The organism is Pseudomonas gingeri, from assembly GCF_013386115.1.
GTDB lineage: Bacteria > Pseudomonadota > Gammaproteobacteria > Pseudomonadales > Pseudomonadaceae > Aquipseudomonas > Aquipseudomonas gingeri.
The window spans coordinates 143,743-166,466 of the sequence record NZ_JACAOR010000010.1; the positions used below are offsets into that span (position 1 = coordinate 143,743).

A 22,724-nucleotide genomic window follows, 5' to 3' on the forward strand; every position below is an offset into this window, starting at 1 on the left:
CCGATCCCAACGCCCTGCAACAGGCGCGTCCAGCGCTCTGGAGTGTGTTTCTTGCCTGCATCATCCTCGTCATCACGGTTCTCCCTGACCACCTGGCCCCGCCCATTGCAATGGCTGGCCCTGATCATCCTCGCCGGCACCGCCGGACAACTGCTCAAGCACGCCAGCCTGCCGGCCGGGCAATTTATCGGGCCAATGCTGGTGGCCATCGGCTTTGGCGTCAGTGGTGCCAACATCCGCATTCACCGGCAGGCGTTTCGCTTAGGCCAGGGCTGCATCGGCCTGCTCGCCGCCCACTCAATGACGCTGGCGGTACTGACGTCGATGGCCGAATCCTGGCACCTGATGCTGTTCGCCACGGTGCTGACGGTGTGCCTGAGCTCGCTGGTGGGCCTGGCGATGGTGCGTTTCGGCGGGATCCAGGCCAGTACTGCCGCCTGGGGCACCTCACCGGGCGCGGCATCGGCCATGGTCCTGATGGCCGATGATTTCGGTGCCGATGGCAGGGTCGTGGCAACCATGCAATATGTCCGCGTGGTTTGCGTGGTGGTGATCGGGGCGCTGGTCAGCCATGTGCTGGAGGCCCCTGCCAATGGCACCGGACTGCATGCCACAGAGGCCGTCCTGCACGGTTTCAGTCTGGTCGACCTGGGGCTGACCCTGGCGACCGCGGTGCTCGGCGTAGTCCTCGGTGCGCGCATCCCCGCCGGCGCCCTGCTGGTGCCGCTGCTGATCGGCGGGGCCCTGCAGCTTTCCGGACTGCTGCACATCACCCTGCCCGCCGGACTGCTGGCGGTCGCGTACGGGGCCATCGGCTGTTTCGTCGGCCTGCGGTTCGACCGACCCACCGTGCTGTATGTGTGGAAACGCCTGCCGACGATGATCCTCGGCGCCATCAGCCTGATCGCCCTCTGCGCCGCCTCGGCCTGGGTCCTGGCGAAGTGGCTCGGCCTGGATTTCCTCTCGGTCTACCTGGCCACCAGCCCCGGCGGGCTGGATACCATGGCGATCATCGCGGTCGACACCCATTCCGATATCGGCCTGGTCCTGGCAATGCAGACCCTGCGCCTGCTGGCGGTGATCTTCACCGGTGCCTTCTTCGCCCGACTGGTGATCCGTTTCGCCGGGCAAGACGCTCAGACCAAGCCGCGACTGCCGGCATAGGCCACCACCACCTCATTCAGGGCAGCGGCGATCAGGCCGCTGTCGGCGGTGCGCAAGGCTTCGTCAAGACTGTCCATGTAACCCAGCAACTGCGCCTGGATCTGCTGGGCAAACTCCGGACGAACTTCCTGATCTTCATAGAACAGCACATAGGCCCGGCAGAACTCGCCGATGACAAAACAGATGGCCGCCTGCTCGGGCAGCGTGCGGATGATCTGTTCGCATTGCACCCGTACGCGCTTGAAGGAATCGGTGCCCGGCAAGGCATTGCGGAACTCCTGGACAACAGCTGAAAAATTCATGGTTCGTTCCTTATGGTCATTGAATACAAGGCAGGCTTCAGCGATCGAATGCCAGGCGCTGTCCGTGAATGCCAGGAACAATGGCGCTACCGTCCCAGACCCGCTGGCCGTTGACGAAGGTGCCGACAATCCGCGACGAAAAGGTCGTGCCCTCGAACGGGCTCCAGCCGCATTTGGACAAGACCTGGGAGCGCTCGACCCGATGCGGCGAATGCGGATCCACCAGGACCAGGTCCGCCGCGTAGCCCTCGCGCAGAAAGCCGCGTCCGACCACGTCGAACAACCGGGCTGGCGCATGGCTGGTGACCTCGACCACCCGTTCCAGGCTCAACTCCCCGGCGAACACCCGCTCCAGCGCTGCCTGAAGTGCAAACTGCACCAGCGGCAGACCCGAGGGTGCCTTGGTGTAGAGCGCCTGCTTTTCTTCCAGCAGGTGCGGTGCATGGTCGGTGGCCAGCACATCGATACGCCCATCGGCCAGCGCCCGGACAATGGCCTGTCGGTCCGTCTCGCTCTTCACCGCCGGGTTGCACTTGAGCAGGAACCCCAGCCGCTCGTAGTCCAGGTCATTGAAATGGAGGAAATGCACGCAGGTTTCGGCGGTGATGCGCTTGCTCGCCAATGGCCCCGGTTCGAACAGCTCCAGCTCTTCGGCAGTGGAGATATGCAGCACATGCAAGCGGCTGCCATGCTTGCGAGCCAGGTCGATGGCCAGCCGGGTGGACTGGATGCACGCCTCGCGAGAACGGATCAGCGGATGCTCGCGGGCCGGGATGGCCTCGCCATATTCGAGCGTGGCTCGGGCCAGGTTGGCGTCGATCATCGGTGTGTCTTCGCAATGGGTGATGATCATCACCGGTGTGTCGCGGAAAATCCCGTCCAGCACCTGCGGATCGTCCACCAGCATATTGCCGGTCGAGGCCCCCATGAACACCTTCACCCCCGGCGTGCTGCGCGGGTCGATGCGGCGAATGGCCTCCAGGTTGTCGTTGCTGGCCCCCAGATAAAAGGCGTAGTTGACCACCGAGGACCCGGCGGCGATCGCGTACTTCGCTTCCAGGGACGCCTGGTCCAGCGCCGGCGGCCGGGTGTTGGGCATTTCCATGAAGCTGGTGATGCCGCCCGCGGCGCAGGCTCGCGACTCGCTGGCGATATCCGCCTTGTGGGTCAGTCCCGGCTCGCGAAAATGCACCTGGTCGTCAATCATCCCGGGCAGCAACCACAGGCCGCCTGCCTCGATCACCGGGGTATCGGCAGGCACCTCGATGACCGGAGCGATCCGTGCGATGCGGCCGTCGCGGACCCACAGGTCGCTGATAAAACGCTGCCCTTCATTGATCAAGGTGGCGTTGCGGATCAACCACGAATTGCCTTGCTGTGTCATGGATTCAACTCCTGGCTGGCGAGATAAAGTACTTCGGTCGCCCTGACGAAATCGTCGACGTCCATCGCTTCATGGGGGTTATGGGAGCCATGCTGGTTCCGGATAAACAACATCGCGCTGGGAATCCCTGCGTTGGCGAACACCGCCGCGTCGTGTCCCGCGCCACTGGGTGTCTGCATACCGGCCCAGCCCTGCTCGCGGGTCAGGCGGCTGAACAGTTCGACCCAAGGTTGATGCATGGCGGCCGGCGCGGTGTCGACACGCTCGTCGAACTCGAAGATCACCCGGCGCCGCGCTTCGATCAACCGCACCTCATGCAGGATCAATGCATGGAAACGCTCCAGCGTCGGCTGTTGCAGGCTGCGGATCTCCAGACTGAAACTGACTTCGCCGGGGATTCGCGACACCGCATGATGAGCGCTGTTGGTGCCCAAGGTGCCGACCGTCACCACCAGGTCCTGTCCGGCGGCCAGCCATTGCTCCCAGCATTCATCGATCCGTGCCACCAGCTCGCTGACGGCGAACACCGAATCGTGACGATCCTCGCGGGACACCGCCCCGGAATGGCCGTCTTCGCCCAGGCAACGGACCCGGTTGTGGCGCAGGTTGCCGCGAATGCCGGGGACAATGCCAATAGCCTGGCCGGCTTTCTCCAGGGACTCGGCCTGTTCGATATGCACTTCCAGGTAGCCGGCGAACTGCTCGCGCTCGATCAACCATTGCTGGCGGCGGATCGCGTCGAGGTCAGCGCCGACCGACTGCAGGGCATCGCCCAGGCTTTTTTGGCTGAAGCGGTTAACCCGCTGCAAGTCTTCCCCGGTGAGTCCGCCCATCACCGCCCGCGAACCGATATAGGACTTGCCATACCAGGCACTCTCCTCGCCCCGCAAGCCGAGGACGCGAAAAGGCCATGCGGTGCGCACCTGCTCCTGGTCCAGCCGACACAGGCACAACAGACCAGCCACTACCCCGGCCAGACCATCGTAGTTACCACCTTGGGGGACCGAGTCCAGGTGCGACCCATACCAGATGGCCGGCAAGCCGGAATCGTCACGACGCTGAAAGATCACATTGCCGGCGCGGTCGCGATTGACCTCAAGCCCGCGCGCCAGGGCGTAGTCGCACAGGTAGGCAATCGCCGCGCTTTCGCCGGGGCCGTAGCTTTCCCGGGTAATACCCTCCTTGGGATCGCGTGACAACTCGGCGATATCGGCGAATATCCTGCTGGCCTGGGCCTGCCACAGTGAGTTCATGGCAGTGCTCCAAACGGCTCGGCCGGCGCATCGTCGAGACTGCCGATCAAGCTGCTCAGGCGACTGACCCCCTTGCGCCGGCAATACACGTCCAGTTCGTCGACCATCAGGTTCATGGTCCGGGGATGGATGAAAGTCGCGGTGCCGACCTGCACTGCAGTGGCGCCGGCAAGGATGAACTCCAGGGCATCGTCGGCGGTGGAAATACCGCCGCAACCGATCACCGGGATGCGCAGGGCCTGCGCACACTGATAGGTCAGGCGGACCATCAGCGGCTTGATCATGGCGCCGGAAATCCCGCCCATGAAATTGCCCAGGCGGGCACGACCTTTCTCGATATCGATGGACAGGCCCAGCAGGGTATTGCCAACCACCACTGCGTCGGCACCCTCCTCTTCGGCCGCCAGGGCGATCTCGACGATCTCGCCGCTGTTGGGGGTCAACTTGACCCACAGTGGCAATGCCGTTGCCTTGCGCATCAACCGGACCACCTGCCGCGTGCTGTCGGCCTGCATGCCAAATGACTGGCCGTGGGCCTCCAGGTTCGGACAGGAAATATTCGCTTCGATCCCGGCGATGCCCGGCACATCGCCCAGGCGCGCGGCGAGGTCGGCGAAGCCTTGGGCGGTGGGCGCGGAAATGCTGACAATCAACGGTGTGTCGTAGTCGCGATAGAACGGCACCACCTTGTCGATAAAACTGTCAGCGCCTTTGCTGGGAATACCGATGGCATTCATCATCCCGTCGGCCAGTTCGCAGACCCGCGGCATCGGGTTTCCACTGCGTTTTTCAGTGGTGATGGTCTTCGTCACCAGCGCCCCCAGGGCGTTGAAATCCAGCAGGTGGCTGAGTTCCTCGGCGAAGGTGCCCGAGGCCGGCATTACCGGATTGCGCAGGTGCAAACCGCCGATCTTCACGCTCAAATCAATCATTCCACCACCTCCGCCAGGTCGAACACCGGCCCTTCCAGGCAAACGCGCTTACCGATCTTCAACCCTGCGACTTCAAATACATCGACGCAGCACTGGCACATGCCCAGGCCGCAGACCATCTGCTGCTCCAGGGCCACCTGGCCGCTCAGGTGCAACTCGCCGCACAGGCGCTTGAGCAGACGCGTCAGGCGTCTGGAGCCACAGGTGAACAGGGCATTGCTGCCCTCGCGAGCGATGACGCGGCGCAGCAACGCTTCGATGTGCTCCAGCCCGCTACTGCCATCCTCATCGAGGACGCTGATGACCTCGGCTCCCAGCGAAGCGAAACGCTCGCGGGACAGCAGGCTTTTTTCGCTGCGGGCACTGAGCACCGCCGTCAGGCTGATGCCCAGGGCATGGGCTGCTTCCGCCAGCGGTGCGAGCGTCGCCAGGCCCACGCCACGGGCGACGATGATCATGTGACGCCAGTCGGGGTCGAGGTCGAAGCCTTTGCCCAGGGGCCCGAGGATCTCCAGGGTCTGTTGCGGCCGCAGCGTATCCAGGCCATAGGTGCCCTTGCCGGTCACCTTGTAGAGAAACTCCACCTCGCCACTCAGCGGATCGGCCTTGTAGGTGCTCATGGGACGACGGAAGAACGGCTTGTACTCGCCGTCGCTCGGACACAGCAGATTGAAGAACTGTCCGGGCCGGGATTCACTGGCGGCACCGCCGGCCTGGAGCACCAGGCGCTTGTACTCGTCATTGACCCATTCGTTGGACAGCACCACCGCCAGCGTGTCGTTGGGCGGTGTGACGGCGATAGCCTGGCAGCAGCTGGAGACCACAGTCATTGGAAGGACCTCTTCTTGTCTAATTTTTGATACACAACAATCAAAAGAATGCGATACCTCCTCTGATCAAGGCGGTATCCGCTGTTTTCCACTGTTCTTCTGAGCTGACTTTACGCCAGCTCGTCATACATGTCTAATTTTTGATACGGTGCTTTCGCAAATATCCGGGCGTCCTTACCCTTACCGGCTATTGCTCCTGCGGCGAGAGCGGCGCGGCCGGCGCCTGCCCCTCATCCCCCTGACTGCGTGGCAACAGGAACAGGGTCGCCGCCATCGCCAGCAGATAGATCGAGGCCAACAGCATGATCGCCGCCGAGAACGAATACGCCAGGGCAATCGCGCCGACCACCAGCGGCCCGAAACCACCGACACCGCGTCCGACATTGAACAGCACGTTCTGCGCGGTGGCACGCACCTGGGCCGGGTACAGGTCGGAGATCAGGGCGCCGTAGCCGCCAATCATGCCGTTGACGAAGATGCCCATCACCACCCCGGCGAACAGCATCGTCAGCGGATCGGTGAGGTTGGCGTACAGCAGCACCATCAAGGCGGCGCTGCCCTGGTAGAGCAGAAAGATCTTCCAACGCCCGAAACGGTCGGCCAACTGGCCGAACAACCAGATACCGAAGGCCATGCCCACTACCGTCGCGGCGGTCCAGGTCCCCGAGGCCGTCAGGGAAAAACCGAACTGCCGGGACAGATAACTGGGCATCCAGATCATGATGCCGTAGTAGCCGAAGTTCTGTACCGAGGTCAGCACGATGACCCCGAGGCTGGCCTTGGTGGTCTGAACGTCCTTGAACAGTTCGGCAAAGCGACGGGTAAAGGAAATCGGATTGCTTGCCGCCTTGAGAAACGCCTGCGGCTCGCCCATGGTATGGCGGATGCAGAACGACAACAGCGCCGGCACCAGCCCCACCAGGAACATGCCACGCCAGCCAATGTGCGGCAGCAGCAACGGCGTCAGCAACGCCGCGGCCAGGACCCCGGCCTGCCACCCCATGCCGACATAGGACGAAGCCCGGTTGCGCTGGCTGGTCGGCCAGGTCTCGGCGATCAGCGCCATGCCGATACCGAACTCGCCGCCCAGGCCGAAACCGGCCAGCGTGCGATACGCCAGCAGATCCCAGTAACCCTGGGCCAATGCGCACAGTCCGGTAAACACGGAGAACACCAGGATGCAGGCACTGAGCATCTTGACCCGTCCATAACGGTCACTCAATTGACCGAAGACCAGACCACCGATCACCGCGCCAAGCAGGGTCCAGGTCACCAGCGAACCGGCTTCGGAACTGCTCAGGCCCAGGGCCAGGGTGATGGTCGGCAACATGAAACCGAGGATCAGCAGGTCGAAACCATCCATCGCGTATCCCGTTACACTGGCAACCAGGGCCTTGCGTGGTGATGCAGCCGCGTTTGCGGCAGTCGAATCGTTTTGCGCCGTCACGATCATAACCTCTTGTTTTTCTGGATGTTGTTGGCAGTACGCCGATAGAGGCGAGCTTGCCGTTACCCCGACTCATCCTTACTGGCATCACGCACGCTTCATGAAGCAAGCGCCGTGCCGCAGTCTACGAACAAATGAGACGAGCTGTCTAATTTTTGATACTAATTCATCAAAAAAAATCACAAGTGCCACTCGATATTGACCGAGAGCGCATCGGTATCCACACCAGGCCGGTCATGATTACCGAATTTGTTTCGCCAGTATTCGTAGCCCGGACCGATCCACAGCACATTGCTGGCGCCCCAGCCAAGTCGGCCGACATCCAGCATCAGCGAGGCGCGCATCAGTTGCTCGGGCGCCGTGGACTGCTGCTGGTAATCGTCTCCCTTGCTGCCGTTGAGCAGGTAATAACCCTGGAACTTGAGCGGTAACCCGGCCACGGCAAAGGGCACGCCCCAGTTCACATTGAACTGGTAATACGGGGCGAACAGGATCTCGTTGTGATTCCCCGGCCTGTCGCACGCATCCAGGCCGCAATGATTCCATTCCCTGGCGTAGTAGAGGCTGGCGTCGACAAACCCGGCCGGCAGGGCGAACTTGACGGTCGGACCGAACACCAGCATGCGCTTGTTGGGGCCGAAGGCGTTGTCCTTGTCGTTGTAGTCAAAGCCGGCCGTCAGGGCCAGGTCCCGCACCGGACCGAACGCCAGTGGCGTGCCGAAGACCTTTCCATACTGCATCTGGTTACGGTAAGTCACGTAGACCTCGGTGGCACCGCTGCCGCCACCCTTTGCCGGATCGCTGCGATCGGACTTGAACACATCCAGGTTGACGAAATTCTGCCCCAGCGAATAACCGCTCACATGGGACACCTGCAGAATCTGCTTGGCGACATCTCCGCCATTGCCCGGCTCTGTGTAATGGGCGCTGTAGCGATAGCCGACCAAGGTATCGCCCCAGGCCAGCGGAGCCAGCAGGCAAATCGAGGGGACAAGGGACAAAATCGAGACGAACGAAGGCACTGCGAATACATGACGCATGGGGTGAGCTCCGATTTCTTATAGTTATGGGCACAGCGCGACGAGCCAATCAGATAGACATGGCCAAGCCTTTTTTGTATTTTTTAGACGAGTAAATTTATCTCGTCTAAATATTGATACAGACAAGCCCGATACAGGTCAAGAAATTTCCTTGTGCGTGCCGCGACCTTTTCCTTGACGGTCGCCACCGCAACAGATGGAGCTATTGGCTGCCACCCACGGACGCGTTCAGACTTTCGGAGCCACAGTGAGCCAAATCGACTACCAAGCCATCGGCGAGCGCCTCAGGGCCTACCGGATCGGACGCCAGATGAATGCCGACCAGGTGGCGGAAAAACTGGATATTTCCAGGGCGGCGGTGTATCGCCTGGAACTGGGCAAGATCGTCAAGCTCGAAACCCTGGAGCGGTTGGCCGAACTGCTGAACGTCTCGTTCAACAGCCTGCTGGGTTCGGATACCGAGTACTTCGACAACGCCCTGGGCTACTTCGAACGGATGCGCCAGCTCGAAGCTCGCTCCACCCGCATCCAGTCCTACTTCGACCCCTTCTCCTATCTGCTGACCACACCCGAGTACTCCGAGCTGTTCAGGACCATGCTCGATGAAGCGCGCCCCAACGACTTCGATGCCCGCCAGGACGCCATGCAGACGCAGATCCTCGATATTCTCAACGAGCGCAAGGCAACCTTCTCCAAACAGAATTTCGAGGTCCACTCGATCATCAGCCTGCGTCAGATAGAACGCTACCTGCACATCGGCCTGGTGGGCCGGCTGGACCTGCCCACCAGTGTGAGAATGGAAAGAGCCCTACTGGCCCGTCGTGAGATAGAGCACCTGATCGAGAAGATCGGCAGCGACGGCGGCCGCGTGAATATCTACCTGATCGATGAAACCCTGCCCAGTGCGACCTTCCAGATTTTCCAGCAGGCACACACCAGCTATGTCGCCGTCAGCCCCTATCGGCTGGGCGAACTGCCCAATATTCATACCGGAATCGCCAGCGTCACCTCTTCCCCAGAAGCTGTGGCGATGTACAAGAACATGACTCAGGGCCTGCTCAAGCGCGCCCACAGCGGTGACGCCGCGAAAAACCAGTTGAGCCGGCTGCTGGCCAAGCTCTGAGTCTCAATCAAAATACAAACGACATCGATTAACGGTTTATTTGACGTTTTTTTCTCATCTCGCGCTCTACATTCCCGCCCGGACAAACATGCGAATGATTCCTATTGTTTAACTGGACCGGCGAATCGGGCGCAAACGCACCTGCCAACGCCTGCCACACATTCAACAAGACCGCAGGAGCTTCCTCCCAATGATTTCCCGTCTCCCCTCGTTTCTCAAGACTGCCCTGGTGGCCACCGCGTTGCTGAACGCCGGTCACGTCTACGCGGCGCCCAGTGCCGATGGCATCGTGGTCTACAACGCCCAGCACGAAAGCCTGACCAAGGCCTGGATCGATGGCTTCACCAAGGAAACCGGGATCAAGGTGACCCTGCGCAACGGCGATGACACCGAGATGGGCAACCAGCTGGTGCAGGAAGGCGACAAGTCTCCGGCGGACGTGTTCCTCACCGAGAACTCCCCGGCCATGGTCCTGGTGGACAACGCCAAGCTGTTCGCCCCGGTCGCGCCGGCCACCCTGGAACAGATCGGTGCGGCCTACCGTCCGGCCCACGGCAACTGGGTCGGCATCGCCGCCCGCTCCACCGTGTTCGTCTACAACAAGAGCAAACTGACCGAAGCGCAATTGCCCAAGTCCCTGCTCGACCTCGCCTCGCCCGAGTGGAAAGGCCGTTGGGCCGCGTCACCGGCCGGTGCCGACTTCCAGGCCATCGTCGCCGCCGTGCTGGAACTCAAGGGTGAAGCCGCGACCCTGGACTGGCTCAAGGCAATGAAGACCAATGCCTCGATCTATCGCGGCAACAGCGCCGTGCTCAAGGCGGTCAATGCCGGGCAGGTCGAAAGCGGCGTGATCTATCACTACTACAGCTTCGGCGACCAGGCCAAGACCGGCGAGAACAGCAAGAACACCTCCCTGCACTACTTCAAGCACCAGGACCCGGGCGCCTTTGTCAGCACCTCGGGCGGCGGCGTGCTCAAGTCCAGCAAGCACCCGGAAGAAGCCCAGGCATTCCTCAAGTGGGTCACCGGCAAAGGTGGCCAGGCAGTCCTCAAGAACGGCAACTCGTTCGAATACGCGGTGGGCGTCGACGCCGAGTCCAACGCGAAACTGGTGCCGCTCAAGGATCTCGATGCGCCGAAGGTCGATGCCTCGAAGCTCGACAGCAAGAAGGCCGTGGAACTGATGACCCAGGCCGGAATCCTGTAATTGATCCAGGAGTCCATTCCCCCTCTGGACCCCGCCGCAGTCGCTCACGCGCCTGCGGCGCTTTCGCGTCTGCGCTCCAGAAAACGCTTCGGGCACCAGGGCAATCCCTGGATCATCGGGCTGTCGCTGCTGGTGTCTTTGCTGGCGTTACTGCCCATCGCCTTCGTGATCCTCTCCACCTGGCAAACCGGCTGGGCCACACTCGAAGCACTGGTCTGGCGCCCGCGAGTGGCCGAGTTACTGGTCAACACCCTGTTGCTGATGGTCATCACCATCCCCCTGTGCGTGGCGCTGGGACTGGCCCTGGCCTGGTTGACCGAACGCACCGACCTGCCCGGCCGCCGCGCCTGGTCGTTGCTGGCAACCGCACCGCTGGCCGTGCCGGCGTTCGTCCACAGCTACGCCTGGGTCAGCCTGGTGCCACCGATCCATGGCTTGTTCGCCGGTGTGCTGGTCTCGGTGATCGCCTATTTCCCGTTTCTCTACTTGCCTATTGCCGCCACCCTGCGCCGTCTCGACCCGGCCATCGAGGATGTCGGCGAGTCCCTGGGACTCAAGCCCCGGGCGGTGTTTTTCCGCATCGTCCTGCCGCAACTGCGCCTGGCGATCTGCGGCGGCGCGCTGCTGGTGGGCCTGCACCTGCTGGCCGAATACGGCCTCTATGCGATGATCCGCTTCGACACGTTCACCACGGCGATCTTCGACCAGTTCAAGTCGACCTTCAGCGGCCCGGCAGCCCATACCCTGGCCGGTATCCTGGCGCTGTGCTGCCTGTTGCTGCTGACCGTCGAATCCGCCGCCCGGGGCAAGGCGCGTTATGCCCGGGTCGGCTCCGGCAGCGCGCGACAGCAACGCACGGTACGGCTCGACCGCACCACCACCGTACTGGCCATGAGCATTCCACTGATCAGCAGCGTGCTCGCCCTCGGCGTGCCCTTGATCACCCTTGGCAACTGGCTGATCGCCGGGGGGCGTGAGGTCTGGCAACTGGACGAATTGCTGCCGGCCCTGGAACAGACACTGCTGCTCGGTGCCGCCGGGGCGCTGCTGACCACCTGTGCGGCGGTGCCCGTGGCCTGGTTGTCGATCCGCTCGCCGGGGCGCCTGCACCGCCTGCTGGAAAGCTGCAACTACATCACCAGCTCCCTGCCCGGCATCGTGGTCGCGCTGGCCCTGGTCACGGTGACCATCAGCTTTGCCCGGCCGATCTACCAGACCTCGCTCACCGTGCTGCTGGCCTACCTGCTGATGTTCATGCCCCGCGCTCTGGTCAGCTTGCGCGCCGGTATCGCCCAGGCGCCGGTGGAACTGGAAAACATCGCCCGCAGCCTGGGGCGTTCGCCGGCCCGGGCCCTGTGGTCGATCACCCTGCGCCTGGCCGCGCCCGGCGCCGCCGCCGGAGCGGCACTGGTGTTCCTGGCGATCACCAACGAACTGACCGCCACCCTGCTGCTCGCGCCCAACGGTACGCGCACCCTGGCTACCGGCTTCTGGGCACTGACCAGCGAGATCGACTACGCCGGGGCCGCGCCCTACGCCTTGATCATGATCCTGCTGTCACTGCCGCTGACCGGGCTTCTCTACTACCAATCCAAACGCACGGCGGGCCGATGAACGCTCTGGAACTCCATTCCCTCTACAAATCCTTCGGGACGCAGTCGGCCCTGGAAGACATCAACCTGTCGATCGCCACCGGCAGCCGCACGGCCATTGTCGGGCCTTCCGGCTCGGGCAAGACCACCCTGCTGCGGATGATCGCCGGTTTCGAATTTCCCGATGCCGGCAGCATCCTCCTCGACGGCCAGCCGCTGGTGGACGCCAGGACCCAGGTTCCGGCCCACCAGCGCCTGATCGGCTATGTCCCGCAGGACGGCGCGCTGTTCCCGCACATGACGGTGGCCGACAATATCGGCTTCGGTCTTTCCGGCAAGCCGGCCACGAAACAGCCGCGTGTCGCCGAACTGATGGAACAGGTGTCCCTGGACGCGCAGATGGCCGGACGCTGGCCCCACGAGCTGTCCGGCGGCCAGCAGCAACGGGTCGCCCTGGCCCGGGCACTGGCGCAACGACCACGGCTGATGCTGCTGGACGAGCCCTTCTCCGCCCTCGATACCGGGCTGCGCGCGGCGATGCGCAAGATGGTCGCGCGACTGCTGTCGGACGCCGGTGTGACCACCATCCTGGTCACCCACGACCAGGCCGAAGCGCTGTCCTTTGCCGACCAGTTGGCGGTGATGCGCAAGGGTCGGCTGGTGCAGGCCGGGCCACCGATGGATCTCTACCTGCGCCCCGACGATGCGGACACCGCGCTGTTCCTCGGCGATGCGGTGATCCTGCCCGCGCGGGTCGATAACGGCTGGGCAGACTGCGACCTGGGACGGATTGCGGTGAATGACGAAGGCAGCCACGGCGAGGCACGGATCATGTTGCGCCCCGAGCAGTTGCAACTGAGCACGCCGGGAGCGGGCCAGGTCGATGGCAATGCCTGTGCCGCCGTGGTGACCGACTGCGATTTCGGCGGCAACACCTGCACCTTGACGGTGGAACTGCGGAGTCCGGACAAGCGCGAGCTGCTGGTGCGCAGCACGGGCATACAGGCCCCGAGGGTCGGCAGCCAGGTGCTGGTGTCGACCCTCGGGCATGCCCATGTGCTAGGGGCCGGTTAACAGATCAGCACCCCGCTCGCCGCCCGGGCCGGCCGGGCCCAGGGCGCAATCAGGCGCTCGGGAGTGCCGCAGGCTCTGCGTTTGAGCACGAAGTTGCGGCACTTCTCGGCGAAGTGGTGACGGTCCTGCACCATGTCCTGCTGCATCTGTGCCAGCTCCAGGTCACGGCAGTACTCCATCGATTCCAGATCCGGTGCAAGCTTGTCTTCCCGCGCCAGTTGCGGCTTGTCGACCAGGCCCTGGGCCTCGGCCATCAACCACTCGCCGAAGGCCCGCGGACAACGCGGTCCGACGCCCTGGACCAGGCCCATCGCCAGCGCCTGGGCGGTGCCGAGCGGCAGGCATTCCTGGGTCAGTTGCAGGGCGCGCTCGCTGCCCACCGCGCGCGGCAGGCTGTAGGTCCAGTATTCGGAGCCGTAGAGGCCCATGGTCTTGTAGTGCGGATTGAGCACGATGCCGTCGCGGGCCAGCACCACATCCGCCGCCAGCGCCAGCATCACCCCGCCGGCCCCGGCACTGCCGGTCAGGCCACTGATCACCAGTTGCCGGGCCCCCAGCAGTTCACGGCAGACATCGTTGATCGCGCGGATATTGGCCCAGGCCTCGAGCCCCGGCACCACGGCCGCCTGGATCACGTTCAGGTGCACGCCATTGGAGAAACTGCCGTGGCCGCCGCGAAACACCAGGACCCGGGTGTCCTGCGCCTTGGCCCAGCGCAACGCGCTGACCAGCCGGCGACATTGCTCGGTGCTCATGGCGCCGTTGTAGAACTCGAAGGTCAGCTCGCCGACCGCGCCGACCCGGCGATAACGAATCGGCTGGTAGGCCTCGACGCACTGCGGATCGCTGGCGATCGACCAGTCCAGGGTCGGCACCTGGTCCAGGCGTCCGGCCAGCACATGCCGGGCCGGGCGCTTGAAAGTCTCCTCGCCGGCAGCCGGTTTGCGCCGCAACGCGCCGATCCACAGGCTGCGATCACCGGTGGCGACCAGCACGGCATCATCATGCACCGCCAGCAATTGGCCCGGCGTGCCGCAGCGGCGGTCCAGGTGAGCGTCATACAGGTAGTACTGTTCGCCCTGAAGGCTGGCAAGCACGCCCGGCTGACCATCGGCGGCGTCGATGCGGCGCTTGATGAAGGTGGCGCTGTCATGCCAGTTGAAGCTGCGATCGCTCTGTTTCATGTGCGGCTGCAGGCGCCCGAATACCCGCGGCGAGCCGTAGTCCAGCGGGGTCGGCACAAAGTCCGTTGCCTGCTTCGCCACCACCTCGTGTATGCATGCCAGGGCGGCATCGGCCACGGGGCCGTTGTACAACTGCGACTTGCGCACTTCCTCGGGCATGTCGAACTCGCGAGTCGCCCAGATCGCGCCGCTGTCCATCTCCTCGGCGGCCTGCAAGGCGGTTACGCCCCAGCGCGGCAACTGCCGGGTGATGGCCCAGTCCAGGGCACTGGCCCCCCGATCGCCGACGATTCCCGGGTGGATGATCACCACCGGACGCGTGGCGTCGCGCCACAGGCGTTCGGGGACGCGATCCTTGAGAAACGGACAGATCACCAGGTCCGCCCCGGTGTGTTCGATCTGCCGGCACACCTCATCCCCATGGGTGAACAACACCACGCTGGGTTCATGACCGGCCTCACGCAGCGACAGCCAGGCACGCTGGGTAAGACCATTGAACGCCGACGCCAACAGAATGATTTTCAATGAACGCATGACTACCTCCTCCTTGAGCGTGTACCGGGCCCCTTGCTCCCACGAGCAATCCCTGGCCCGGCTGGAGTGGCTACAGTAGCGCTGTCACGGGAGTCGGCCTTGATCGAAGTCAAGGCCAGGGGTTCAGCGATGGCGGGCGCGGGCCTCGCTGGCGGTATGGCCGAAGAAGTCGCGGAAACAGCGGCTGAAGTGCGCCGAGCTGACAAAGCCGCACGCAGTGGCGATGGTGATCACCGATTCGTTGGTCTGCAGCAACAGTTGCCGTCCCCGGGTCAGGCGCAGTTCCAGGTAATAGCGCTTGGGCGAGCTCTGCATGAACTGCTGGAACAGCCGGTCCACCTGGCGCCGCGACAGATTGACGTAGGCGGCCAGCTGGTCGAGTTCCAGCGGATCCTCGATATTGTTTTCCATCAGGTCCAGCAGTCCTTGCAGGGCCACCGGCAGGCGCGGATCGCGGGACACCCGGGCCAGCGGCATGTTGTCGGTCTGCTCGCTGCGGTCGCAACTGAGGATGGCCTCGATACCGCGCACCAGCTCATCGCCCTGCTGCGCGCGAATCACATTGAGGATCAGGCCCAGGGCACTGTTGGCCCCCGCGCAACTGATCAACCCGGCGTCGACGACATAGGGCTGCGGCAACAGTCGCACGGTGGGGCAGATTTCCATCAGCCCGGCGCGGTTCTCCGGGTGCACGGTGCAGGCCCGGTCGTCCAGCAGGCCGGCATGGGCCAGCTGGAAGCAACCGTTCCACAGACTGCCCAGTTGCATGGAACGCTGGGCACACTGGCGCAGCTTCTCCACCAGCCTGCCAGCCGGCTGCAACGGGCTGCGCAAGCCGCCGCAGACGATCAGCAGGTCCGCGCCATCGGGACGCAGGTCGGCAATACAGCCATCGGCGGCAATGGTGATGCCCAGGTCGCAGGTGATCTGCGGGTGATCGATACCGAAGGTCTTCACCTCATACAATGCGGCCCGCCCCAGCAGATTGGCGGTGACCAGGCCATCCAACGCACCGGTGAAGGCCATCATCGAGAAGTTGTCCAGCAGCACAAAGGCAATCCGCCGACCGAGAACCGGCGCGACCTTTTCCTGGCCCGCCTCGTTCAGATAGGCGAGATTCAGCGTCTTGAGGCTGCGACTGAATTGGCGATGCCCCGTCGGGGGTGATTCGGACATGAATGAAGGCGCTCAGGGAAGACCGGGAAAACTGGCATCGGCCAGAATATCGCGTTCGCACCGTGGGATGAAAGCCGTCCGGAAAACGCTCATCCCGTCCACCTGCAGTTTTTTTTGACAGCCGCCGTCGCGAAGAAAACAATGGCCGTCGGCACGCACCCCCTCGTGCCCACCGGAGACTGTATGAGCAAGATGATGTCAGTGTTGTCGGGCCTGGTGCTTGGCCTGATGCTGACCGGTTTCACCAGGCCGTCTGTCGATGCCCCGCTCAAGCTGGACGACTACACCCTGGGCAAGATCAAGCTGATCGAATCGCGGCTGGGCCGGGACACCCACACCGATCCCGGCGAGAGAATCAACGAGATCTCCGCCAGCTTCCTCGGCACCCCCTATGTGCCGCACATGCTGGTCGGCTCGGCGACCTCGGCGGAACAGCTGGTGATCGACTTCCGCGGGCTGGACTGCTTCACCTACCTCGATTACGTCGAAGCGCTGCGCAAGTCCGACAGCGTGCCGCGCTTCATCGAAAACGTGGTCCGCACCCGCTATGAACAGGGCGATATCAGCTACCTCAAGCGCAAGCACTTCTTTACCGACTGGGCCCACGCCACGCCTCTCAATGCCCGCGACGTGACCAGCGAAACCAGCCCGGCCGCCACCACCGTCACCAAGGTCCTCAAGACTCCGCTGGACAATGGCCAGTCCGGCCAGTCGGCGGCGCAGGTGACGCGGGCGATCAGCTACATCCCCAGCGAATTCGTCGACGACGCGGTGATCAGCCGCTTGAAGACCGGTGACTACATCGGCATCTACACCCCGGCCGATGGCCTGGACGTGACCCATACCGGGATCTTCATCATGACCGACAAGGGCCCGGTACTGCGCAACGCCTCCGCCCGGTCGAGCAGCTACAAGGTGGTGGATTCGCCGTTCCTCGCCTATGTGAAGAATACCCCGGGGATCGTGGTGCTGCGGGCGTTTTAGACACAGCGCCCCCGGCCTTTTTCTGCCTGCCCCGCGACCCGGCTGCGCCTGTCCCCTGCGCCGCGATCGACGCCAGCCCTGCCCTCGGGCACACCCCGCCCCCGCCCCACTGCTCCTTCCGACCGGTCGGTGATCTGGATTGAACTCCTGAATCGGCGACCTTTCACAATGCTTGGAAGGGGCAGGCTTTATCCGCCAGCCCGGTATCGAATCGGCACCCTCGCGTGCCGGGTTCCGGAGACGCGCCATGGGCAGATCCTTGCAGACCTATCAGGACAAACGTGATTTCGCTGCCACACCGGAGCCCAGTGGCGATGCCCGTGAACAGGCGCGTCAGGCGGCCCATGCCCTGAGCTTCTGCATCCAGAAACACGATGCCAGTCATCTGCATTACGACTTTCGCCTGGAACTCGATGGCGTGCTGAAAAGCTGGGCGATTCCCAAGGGGCCGTGCCTGGACCCGACGGTGCGCCGGCTGGCCGTGCACGTCGAGGACCATCCACTGGACTACGCCGACTTCGAGGGCAGCATCCCGCCAGGACACTACGGTGCCGGCGAGGTGATTGTCTGGGACCGTGGCCTGTGGCTTCCCGAGGGCGACCCGCACCAGGGCTATGCCCAGGGCAGACTGAATTTCACCCTGCAAGGCGAGAAGCTCGGCGGTCGCTGGACCCTGTTCCGCACACGACTGCCGGGCAGGAAGGAACAGTGGCTGCTGGTGAAATCCCAGGACTCGACCGCCCGTTCCCAGGACCAATACGACGTGCTGAAGGCGCGGCCGGACAGCGTCCTCAGCCAACGCACGCTGGTCGAACGCCCCCATGGCAAGCCGCACCAGAACCCGAACGCGGCAACGGACAAACCCTCGGCACTGAAATAGTCGCCACCTCCAGGAGCATGACCATGACGGTTTTCAAGGATGAGCTGGCGGCGTCCGGCGAATGGCTCGAAGCCTTCGGTGAGCGCAAGCAGCCCCTGCAACTCGACACCCACCTGCAAGAGATCATGCAACGTTGCCTGGCTTCAGGCGAGGCCGACCTGCCCTTGCCGGGCAGCGGGCATACCCTGCAACGCTGGCGTTCATTGGCGCGAGTCGCCGGTATCGACCTGGCCCTGGCCAAGCTTTACGAAGGCCATACGGATGCCACGGCGATCCTCGCCGAACTGGGTGCGCAGGCTCTGGACCGCGGCGGTATCTGGGGCGTCTGGGCCGCCGAACCGCCCACGGCACGAGCACGCATCGTCTCGCGCGATGACACCGGGGTACGGCTCGCCGGCAGCAAGGCCTGGTGCTCCGGCGCCCTGCAGATCGACCATGCACTGATCACCGCCTGGGATGAAGATGACCAGCCTCAACTGGTGGCCCTGTCCCTGGAGCAACCGCAGTTGCGCTTCCAGCGCGAGGACTGGCAGGCCTGTGGCATGGGCCTCACGGCCAGCATCACGGTGGAGCTGGAACAGAGCCTCGGCCGCTGCGTCGGCCCCCGCAACGGCTACCTCGAGCGGCCGGGTTTCTGGCAAGGCGGTGCCGGGATCGCCGCCTGCTGGTATGGCGCCGCCCGGACCCTGGCCGACTACCTGCGGGCCCACTGCGCCGGACCGCGCGAAGATCCTCACGCGCTGGCTCATCTCGGCGCCGTGGAGGCGGCCCTGCAAGGCGCCGCGGCGACCCTGCGCGAATGCGCCAGCTGGATCGACGGGCATCCGCATGCGGATGCCGAGTTTCGCGTACGGCAGACCAGGGCCACCGTGGAGGCCGCCGTGGAGCAAGTGCAGTGGCATGTCGGCCGGGCGTTGGGAGCCACGCCTTTCTGCCGCAGCCCACGCTTTGCCCGACTGAGTGCCGATCTGCCGGTGTTCATTCGCCAGAGTCACGCGGAGCGCGACCTGGCGCAACTCGGCCGCCTGGCGGCGCAAGGCGCGCCACGGGACTGGCAGCTATGAACCGGCCGGCACCGCTCGTGCCCAATCCCATCCAGGCCCCCGGCACGTCGCTGCAGCAATGGCAGGGATCGCGGCGCTTGCGCTCGGTCCCGACGATCACCCGGGAAGCATTGCTGGAACCGGGTCGGCGCCTGGTGATTGTCGCCCCGCATCCGGATGACGAAGTGCTGATGTGCGGCGGGCTGCTGGCCAGCCTCGCCAGCAGCCCAGCCGACCTGTTGCTGATCTCGGTCACCGATGGCGAAGGCAGCCATCCACACTCGACGCTCTGGCCTGCCGCTCGCCTGCGGGCGGTGCGTCCTCGCGAAAGTACCGAGGCCCTGGCGCGGCTCGGTATCGATTGTCGGCACCTGCCGTGGCTACGACTGGGCCTGGCCGACGCGCAGGTCGCGGCCAGCGAAACCAGCCTGGTGCGCCAACTGCGAGACATCCTGCGGCCCGGCGACCAACTGCTGACGACCTGGCGCCACGATGCCCACTGCGACCATGAAGCCGTCGGCCGGGCGTGCGCGGCAGCGGCGCAGGATTGCCACGCGACGCTATTGGAAGTCCCGGTCTGGGCGTGGCACTGGGCAAGCCCGGAGGATCCACGGCTGCCCTGGGCACGGGCCCGCAAACTCCCCCTGGCCCCCCACGCCATCGCCGCCAAGAGGCGGGCCATCGAGGCGCATGCCAGCCAACTCGCCGCCGACCCCAGTACCGGCGCCACGGCCATCCTGCCACCGGCAGTGCTGGAACGCCTGCTGCAACCCTTCGAGTTGTTTTTCCGATGAGCCTGCCCGCCGATTACTTCGAACAGCTCTTCAGCGCCAGCCAGGACCCCTGGGCCTTTCGTACGCGCTGGTACGAGACCCGCAAGCGCCAGTTGACCCTGGCGACGTTGCATCACCAACGCTACGCCCGGGTCTTCGAACCGGCCTGCGCCAACGGCGAACTGAGCGTCGCCCTGGCGCCGCGCAGTGACCACCTGCTGTGCATGGACGCCAGCCCCACGGCCACCGAACTGGCGCGGCAGCGCCTGCAAGGCCAGGCCAACGTCGAAGTCCGCCACGGCTACCTGCCCCGCGACTGGCCCGAAGGCCGCTTCGACCTGATCGTCCTCAGTGAAATCGGCTACTACCTTGATCCGGCTGACTGGCAGCACGTCATTGCCAAGGCCTGCGACAGCCTCCGCGTCGGCGGTTCGATAGTCGCCTGTCACTGGTTGAACCCCATCGCCGGCTGCCCCCAGGACGGACGACAGGTACATCGCCTGCTGGAATCGCATCCGGCCCTGCATCGCTCGGTACGCCATGAAGAAGCGGACTTCCTGCTCGAACACTGGTGTACCGAACCCTATGTCATCGACCTCGAAGAGGAAACCTTATGATCGGTGTTGTCATCCCCGTGCACAACGAACAAGCCCTGCTGCAGGCCTGCCTGGAGTCATTGGCCGCGGCCGCGCGGGAGGCACGGGATGCCGGTGAAAAAGTCGAGATCCTGGTAGTCCTGGATACCTGTAGCGACGACTCCGGACTGATCGCCCAGGCCTGCGGGGTACGCACCCTCGAGGTCAGGCAGGGCAATGTCGGCTTCGCCCGGCGCGCGGGCGCGGCCTACATGCTGGAGCGCGGCGCCCGCTGGCTGGCCTGCACCGATGCCGACAGCACCGTGCCGCAGAACTGGCTGCTGCGCCAATTGGCGTTCGACGCCGACGCGGTCTGCGGTACGGTCAGGGTCGACGACTGGGCGGCAGAACACAGCCCCGCGGTGCGCCAGCGCTACCAGCACCTGTATCACGCCGAAGAAGGCCACCGGCATATCCACGGGGCCAATCTGGGCATCCGCGCCGACGCCTATCGACGTGCCGGCGGCTTCAAACCCCTGCCCGCCCATGAAGACGTGCACCTGGTGCAAGACCTGCAACGCAGCGGCGCCCATATCGTCTGGACCGCCCTCAACAGCGTGAAGACCAGCAGCCGCCTGGACAGCCGCGCCCGCGGCGGCTTCGGCGATTACCTGAAGTCACTGGGCGAAGACAGCTCGCTACCGTCGCACTCATGACACCGACACTCACCTGCCCACCCGACTTCATCGGAAGTCTCCCACCTGACGCCGGTGCCCCTTGCCGGCAAGGCGCACGGCCTGGTTGAGCCCGGCACACACCACCAGCAACGCCCCGGTGACGAAAAACACCGCGTGCAAACCGATATGCGCGCCCACCTGCCCTCCCAGCAAAGGCCCGACCACCTGCCCGGTGAACTGCGCCGATTGCAGGTAACCGAGCATTTTCCCGGACTCGCGCTCGTCGACGGACTGGCGCACCAGCTTGGCGATCGACGGCAGCAGCCCGGCGAGGGTCATCCCCATCAGTCCGCGCAACAGCGCCAGTTGCCACCACTGGCTGACAAAGGCCTGCGGCACCATCACCAGGCCCGTCGCCAACAGGCAGCCGATGATCACGGGCCAGGCCCCTACCCGGTCCGCCAGGGCGCCCAACCGTGCGGCGGTGAGTACGCTGCCCAGGGCCGAGGACGCCATCACCACGCCCGCCACCCGGGTCAGTTGCTCGGCCGGCACATCCAGTTGCGCGATAAACACGGTGATGATCGGCTCGATGGACATGTTCGCCAGCAGCACCATCATGGCCGTCAGCAGCAACGCCACGATGACTGAACGCCGGGTCGTCGATACACCGTCGCCGCTCGCCTGGAGCTTGCGGCCATCGACGCCGCGCTGGAAGTCCTCGCGCACCAGCAGGATCACCAGCAACGCCGTCACGGCGATCAATCCGCCACCGACAAAGAAGGTCCCGCGAATGCCGACCCAGATCGGCAGGAAACCGCCCACCAGCGGCCCGACCAGATTGCCCGCCAGCGCCCCGGTAGAGAGGATGCCCAGGGCCCAGCCGGCGCGCTCGCGAGGTGCCTGGGTGCCGACCATCACGATCGATGCCGAGGCAAAGCCACCGATCAATCCGGCAATCAGGCGCAGCACCACCAGCTCGACGACGCTGTGGGCGACACCGATCAGCGACATCACGATCGCCATGCCGATCGCCGCCCGTACCAGCATCGCCTTGCGTCCGTAACGATCAGCCAGCCGCCCCCAGAGCGGCGCGGTCACCGCCGTGCCGAGAAAGGTCGCGCTGAAGGCGATCCCCGACCATTGCACCACCGCGGCGGGCGACTCTGCCCCGAGCTGCTGCACATACAACGGCAGGAACGGCAGCAGCATGCTCAGGCTGACCAGCGTGGTGAAGGAGCCGAATACACAGATCGCCAGGTTACGCCGCCAGTACGGGGCATTTCGTTGTGCGTAGGAGGATGACGGGGAAGGGTTCTCGGTGGTGGGTCGAACGCTGTTTTCAGATCGGTTCATGGCAAGGATTCGCAGGTCCGGAGTCGGGCCAAGGGCAGCGACTCGAGGCGAGTCCCACACCTCCAGCGGGTGCCGGACAGCGCCGGCAAACCACTGTATTGGCTGTTCCGATGCGGATAAACGGCCATGGTGGATTTTGAGTCATTCCTCGATGTAATCAATGGTTACTCATTTATCAGCCGGAAAAAGACCCG

The 22,724-nt window shown here is 64.3% G+C and carries 20 protein-coding genes and 1 pseudogene; 11 read left to right on the plus strand and 10 right to left on the minus strand.

What is annotated here, in order from left to right; translation table 11 throughout:
• The first annotated feature begins 51 nt into the window (after positions 1-51).
• Positions 52-1,164 (plus strand): AbrB family transcriptional regulator, encoded by a 1,113-nt coding sequence (locus HX881_RS19605; protein ID WP_177086087.1) that lies wholly within the window; start codon positions 52-54, stop codon positions 1,162-1,164.
• On the opposite strand, the gene HX881_RS19610 is transcribed toward HX881_RS19605, so the two are convergent.
• The 7 genes from HX881_RS19610 to HX881_RS19640 all read right to left on the minus strand — a co-directional run bounded on the left by HX881_RS19610 (position 1,137) and on the right by HX881_RS19640 (position 8,352).
• On the minus strand, positions 1,137-1,466 hold the full coding sequence (locus tag HX881_RS19610; protein ID WP_017129089.1) for a hypothetical protein: 330 nt from the start codon (positions 1,464-1,466) through the stop codon (positions 1,137-1,139). The genes HX881_RS19605 and HX881_RS19610 overlap by 28 nt on opposite strands.
• 37 nt (positions 1,467-1,503) lie before the next feature.
• Positions 1,504-2,850, minus strand: a complete 1,347-nt coding sequence (locus HX881_RS19615) for a dihydroorotase (protein ID WP_177086088.1) — start codon at positions 2,848-2,850, stop codon at positions 1,504-1,506.
• Entirely contained in the window at positions 2,847-4,103 is a 1,257-nt protein-coding gene (locus HX881_RS19620) for a Zn-dependent hydrolase (RefSeq protein ID WP_017129087.1), read from the minus strand. The genes HX881_RS19615 and HX881_RS19620 overlap by 4 nt, the downstream gene beginning before the upstream one ends.
• Positions 4,100-5,035 (minus strand): dihydroorotate dehydrogenase, encoded by a 936-nt coding sequence (locus tag HX881_RS19625; protein ID WP_103033122.1) that lies wholly within the window; start codon positions 5,033-5,035, stop codon positions 4,100-4,102. Before HX881_RS19625 ends, HX881_RS19620 begins: the two co-directional genes overlap by 4 nt.
• Positions 5,032-5,865 (minus strand): dihydroorotate dehydrogenase electron transfer subunit, encoded by an 834-nt coding sequence (locus HX881_RS19630; protein ID WP_017129086.1) that lies wholly within the window; start codon positions 5,863-5,865, stop codon positions 5,032-5,034. The genes HX881_RS19625 and HX881_RS19630 overlap by 4 nt, the downstream gene beginning before the upstream one ends.
• A 187-nt stretch (positions 5,866-6,052) precedes the next feature.
• A complete protein-coding gene (locus tag HX881_RS19635) occupies positions 6,053-7,318 on the minus strand; it encodes an MFS transporter (RefSeq protein ID WP_042936822.1) in 1,266 nt (421 codons plus the stop codon).
• Positions 7,319-7,491: 173 nt separating this feature from the next.
• On the minus strand, positions 7,492-8,352 hold the full coding sequence (locus HX881_RS19640) for a hypothetical protein (protein WP_177086091.1): 861 nt from the start codon (positions 8,350-8,352) through the stop codon (positions 7,492-7,494).
• A 247-nt stretch (positions 8,353-8,599) separates the two neighbouring features.
• Between HX881_RS19640 and HX881_RS19645 the strand changes: the two genes are divergently transcribed.
• The 4 genes from HX881_RS19645 (at position 8,600) to HX881_RS19660 (ending at position 13,348) form a co-directional block, all read left to right on the plus strand.
• On the plus strand, positions 8,600-9,475 hold the full coding sequence (locus HX881_RS19645; protein ID WP_017129083.1) for a helix-turn-helix domain-containing protein: 876 nt from the start codon (positions 8,600-8,602) through the stop codon (positions 9,473-9,475).
• Positions 9,476-9,665: 190 nt separating this feature from the next.
• Entirely contained in the window at positions 9,666-10,682 is a 1,017-nt protein-coding gene (locus HX881_RS19650; RefSeq protein WP_177086093.1) for an iron ABC transporter substrate-binding protein, read from the plus strand.
• 69 nt (positions 10,683-10,751) lie between these two features.
• Positions 10,752-12,296, plus strand: a complete 1,545-nt coding sequence (locus HX881_RS19655) for an ABC transporter permease (protein WP_042936926.1) — start codon at positions 10,752-10,754, stop codon at positions 12,294-12,296.
• Positions 12,293-13,348 carry an ABC transporter ATP-binding protein gene (locus HX881_RS19660; RefSeq protein WP_017129080.1) on the plus strand — a complete coding sequence of 352 codons (1,056 nt, stop codon included), beginning with the start codon at positions 12,293-12,295 and terminating at the stop codon, positions 13,346-13,348. The genes HX881_RS19655 and HX881_RS19660 overlap by 4 nt, the downstream gene beginning before the upstream one ends.
• Here the strand turns inward: HX881_RS19660 and HX881_RS19665 are convergent.
• Positions 13,345-15,066: a hydrogenase maturation protein gene (locus HX881_RS19665; protein WP_177086095.1), complete on the minus strand. Its 1,722-nt coding sequence runs from the start codon at positions 15,064-15,066 to the stop codon at positions 13,345-13,347. The genes HX881_RS19660 and HX881_RS19665 overlap by 4 nt on opposite strands.
• Before the next feature lie 123 nt (positions 15,067-15,189).
• Positions 15,190-16,242 carry a GlxA family transcriptional regulator gene (locus HX881_RS19670; RefSeq protein WP_017129078.1) on the minus strand — a complete coding sequence of 351 codons (1,053 nt, stop codon included), beginning with the start codon at positions 16,240-16,242 and terminating at the stop codon, positions 15,190-15,192.
• Positions 16,243-16,425: 183 nt separating this feature from the next.
• On the opposite strand from HX881_RS19670, the gene HX881_RS19675 reads away from it, so the two are divergent.
• The 6 genes and pseudogenes from HX881_RS19675 to HX881_RS19700 all read left to right on the plus strand — a co-directional run bounded on the left by HX881_RS19675 (position 16,426) and on the right by HX881_RS19700 (position 21,213).
• Positions 16,426-17,226, plus strand: a complete 801-nt coding sequence (locus tag HX881_RS19675; RefSeq protein ID WP_177086097.1) for a DUF1460 domain-containing protein — start codon at positions 16,426-16,428, stop codon at positions 17,224-17,226.
• Positions 17,227-17,473: 247 nt separating this feature from the next.
• Positions 17,474-18,043: pseudogene (locus HX881_RS19680) on the plus strand (DNA polymerase ligase N-terminal domain-containing protein); the annotation flags it as partial.
• An 86-nt stretch (positions 18,044-18,129) separates the two neighbouring features.
• Positions 18,130-19,170 (plus strand): acyl-CoA dehydrogenase family protein, encoded by a 1,041-nt coding sequence (locus tag HX881_RS19685; protein ID WP_017129075.1) that lies wholly within the window; start codon positions 18,130-18,132, stop codon positions 19,168-19,170.
• A gap of 17 nt (positions 19,171-19,187) precedes the next feature.
• Entirely contained in the window at positions 19,188-19,943 is a 756-nt protein-coding gene (locus HX881_RS19690; RefSeq protein ID WP_377651098.1) for a PIG-L deacetylase family protein, read from the plus strand.
• A complete protein-coding gene (locus HX881_RS19695; RefSeq protein WP_017129073.1) occupies positions 19,940-20,539 on the plus strand; it encodes a class I SAM-dependent methyltransferase in 600 nt (199 codons plus the stop codon). Before HX881_RS19690 ends, HX881_RS19695 begins: the two co-directional genes overlap by 4 nt.
• Positions 20,536-21,213 (plus strand): glycosyltransferase family 2 protein, encoded by a 678-nt coding sequence (locus HX881_RS19700; RefSeq protein ID WP_017129072.1) that lies wholly within the window; start codon positions 20,536-20,538, stop codon positions 21,211-21,213. The genes HX881_RS19695 and HX881_RS19700 overlap by 4 nt, the downstream gene beginning before the upstream one ends.
• A 27-nt stretch (positions 21,214-21,240) precedes the next feature.
• Here HX881_RS19700 and HX881_RS19705 read toward each other — a convergent pair whose 3' ends face one another.
• Entirely contained in the window at positions 21,241-22,530 is a 1,290-nt protein-coding gene (locus HX881_RS19705; protein WP_042936816.1) for an MFS transporter, read from the minus strand.
• Between the last annotated feature and the right edge of the window lie 194 nt (positions 22,531-22,724).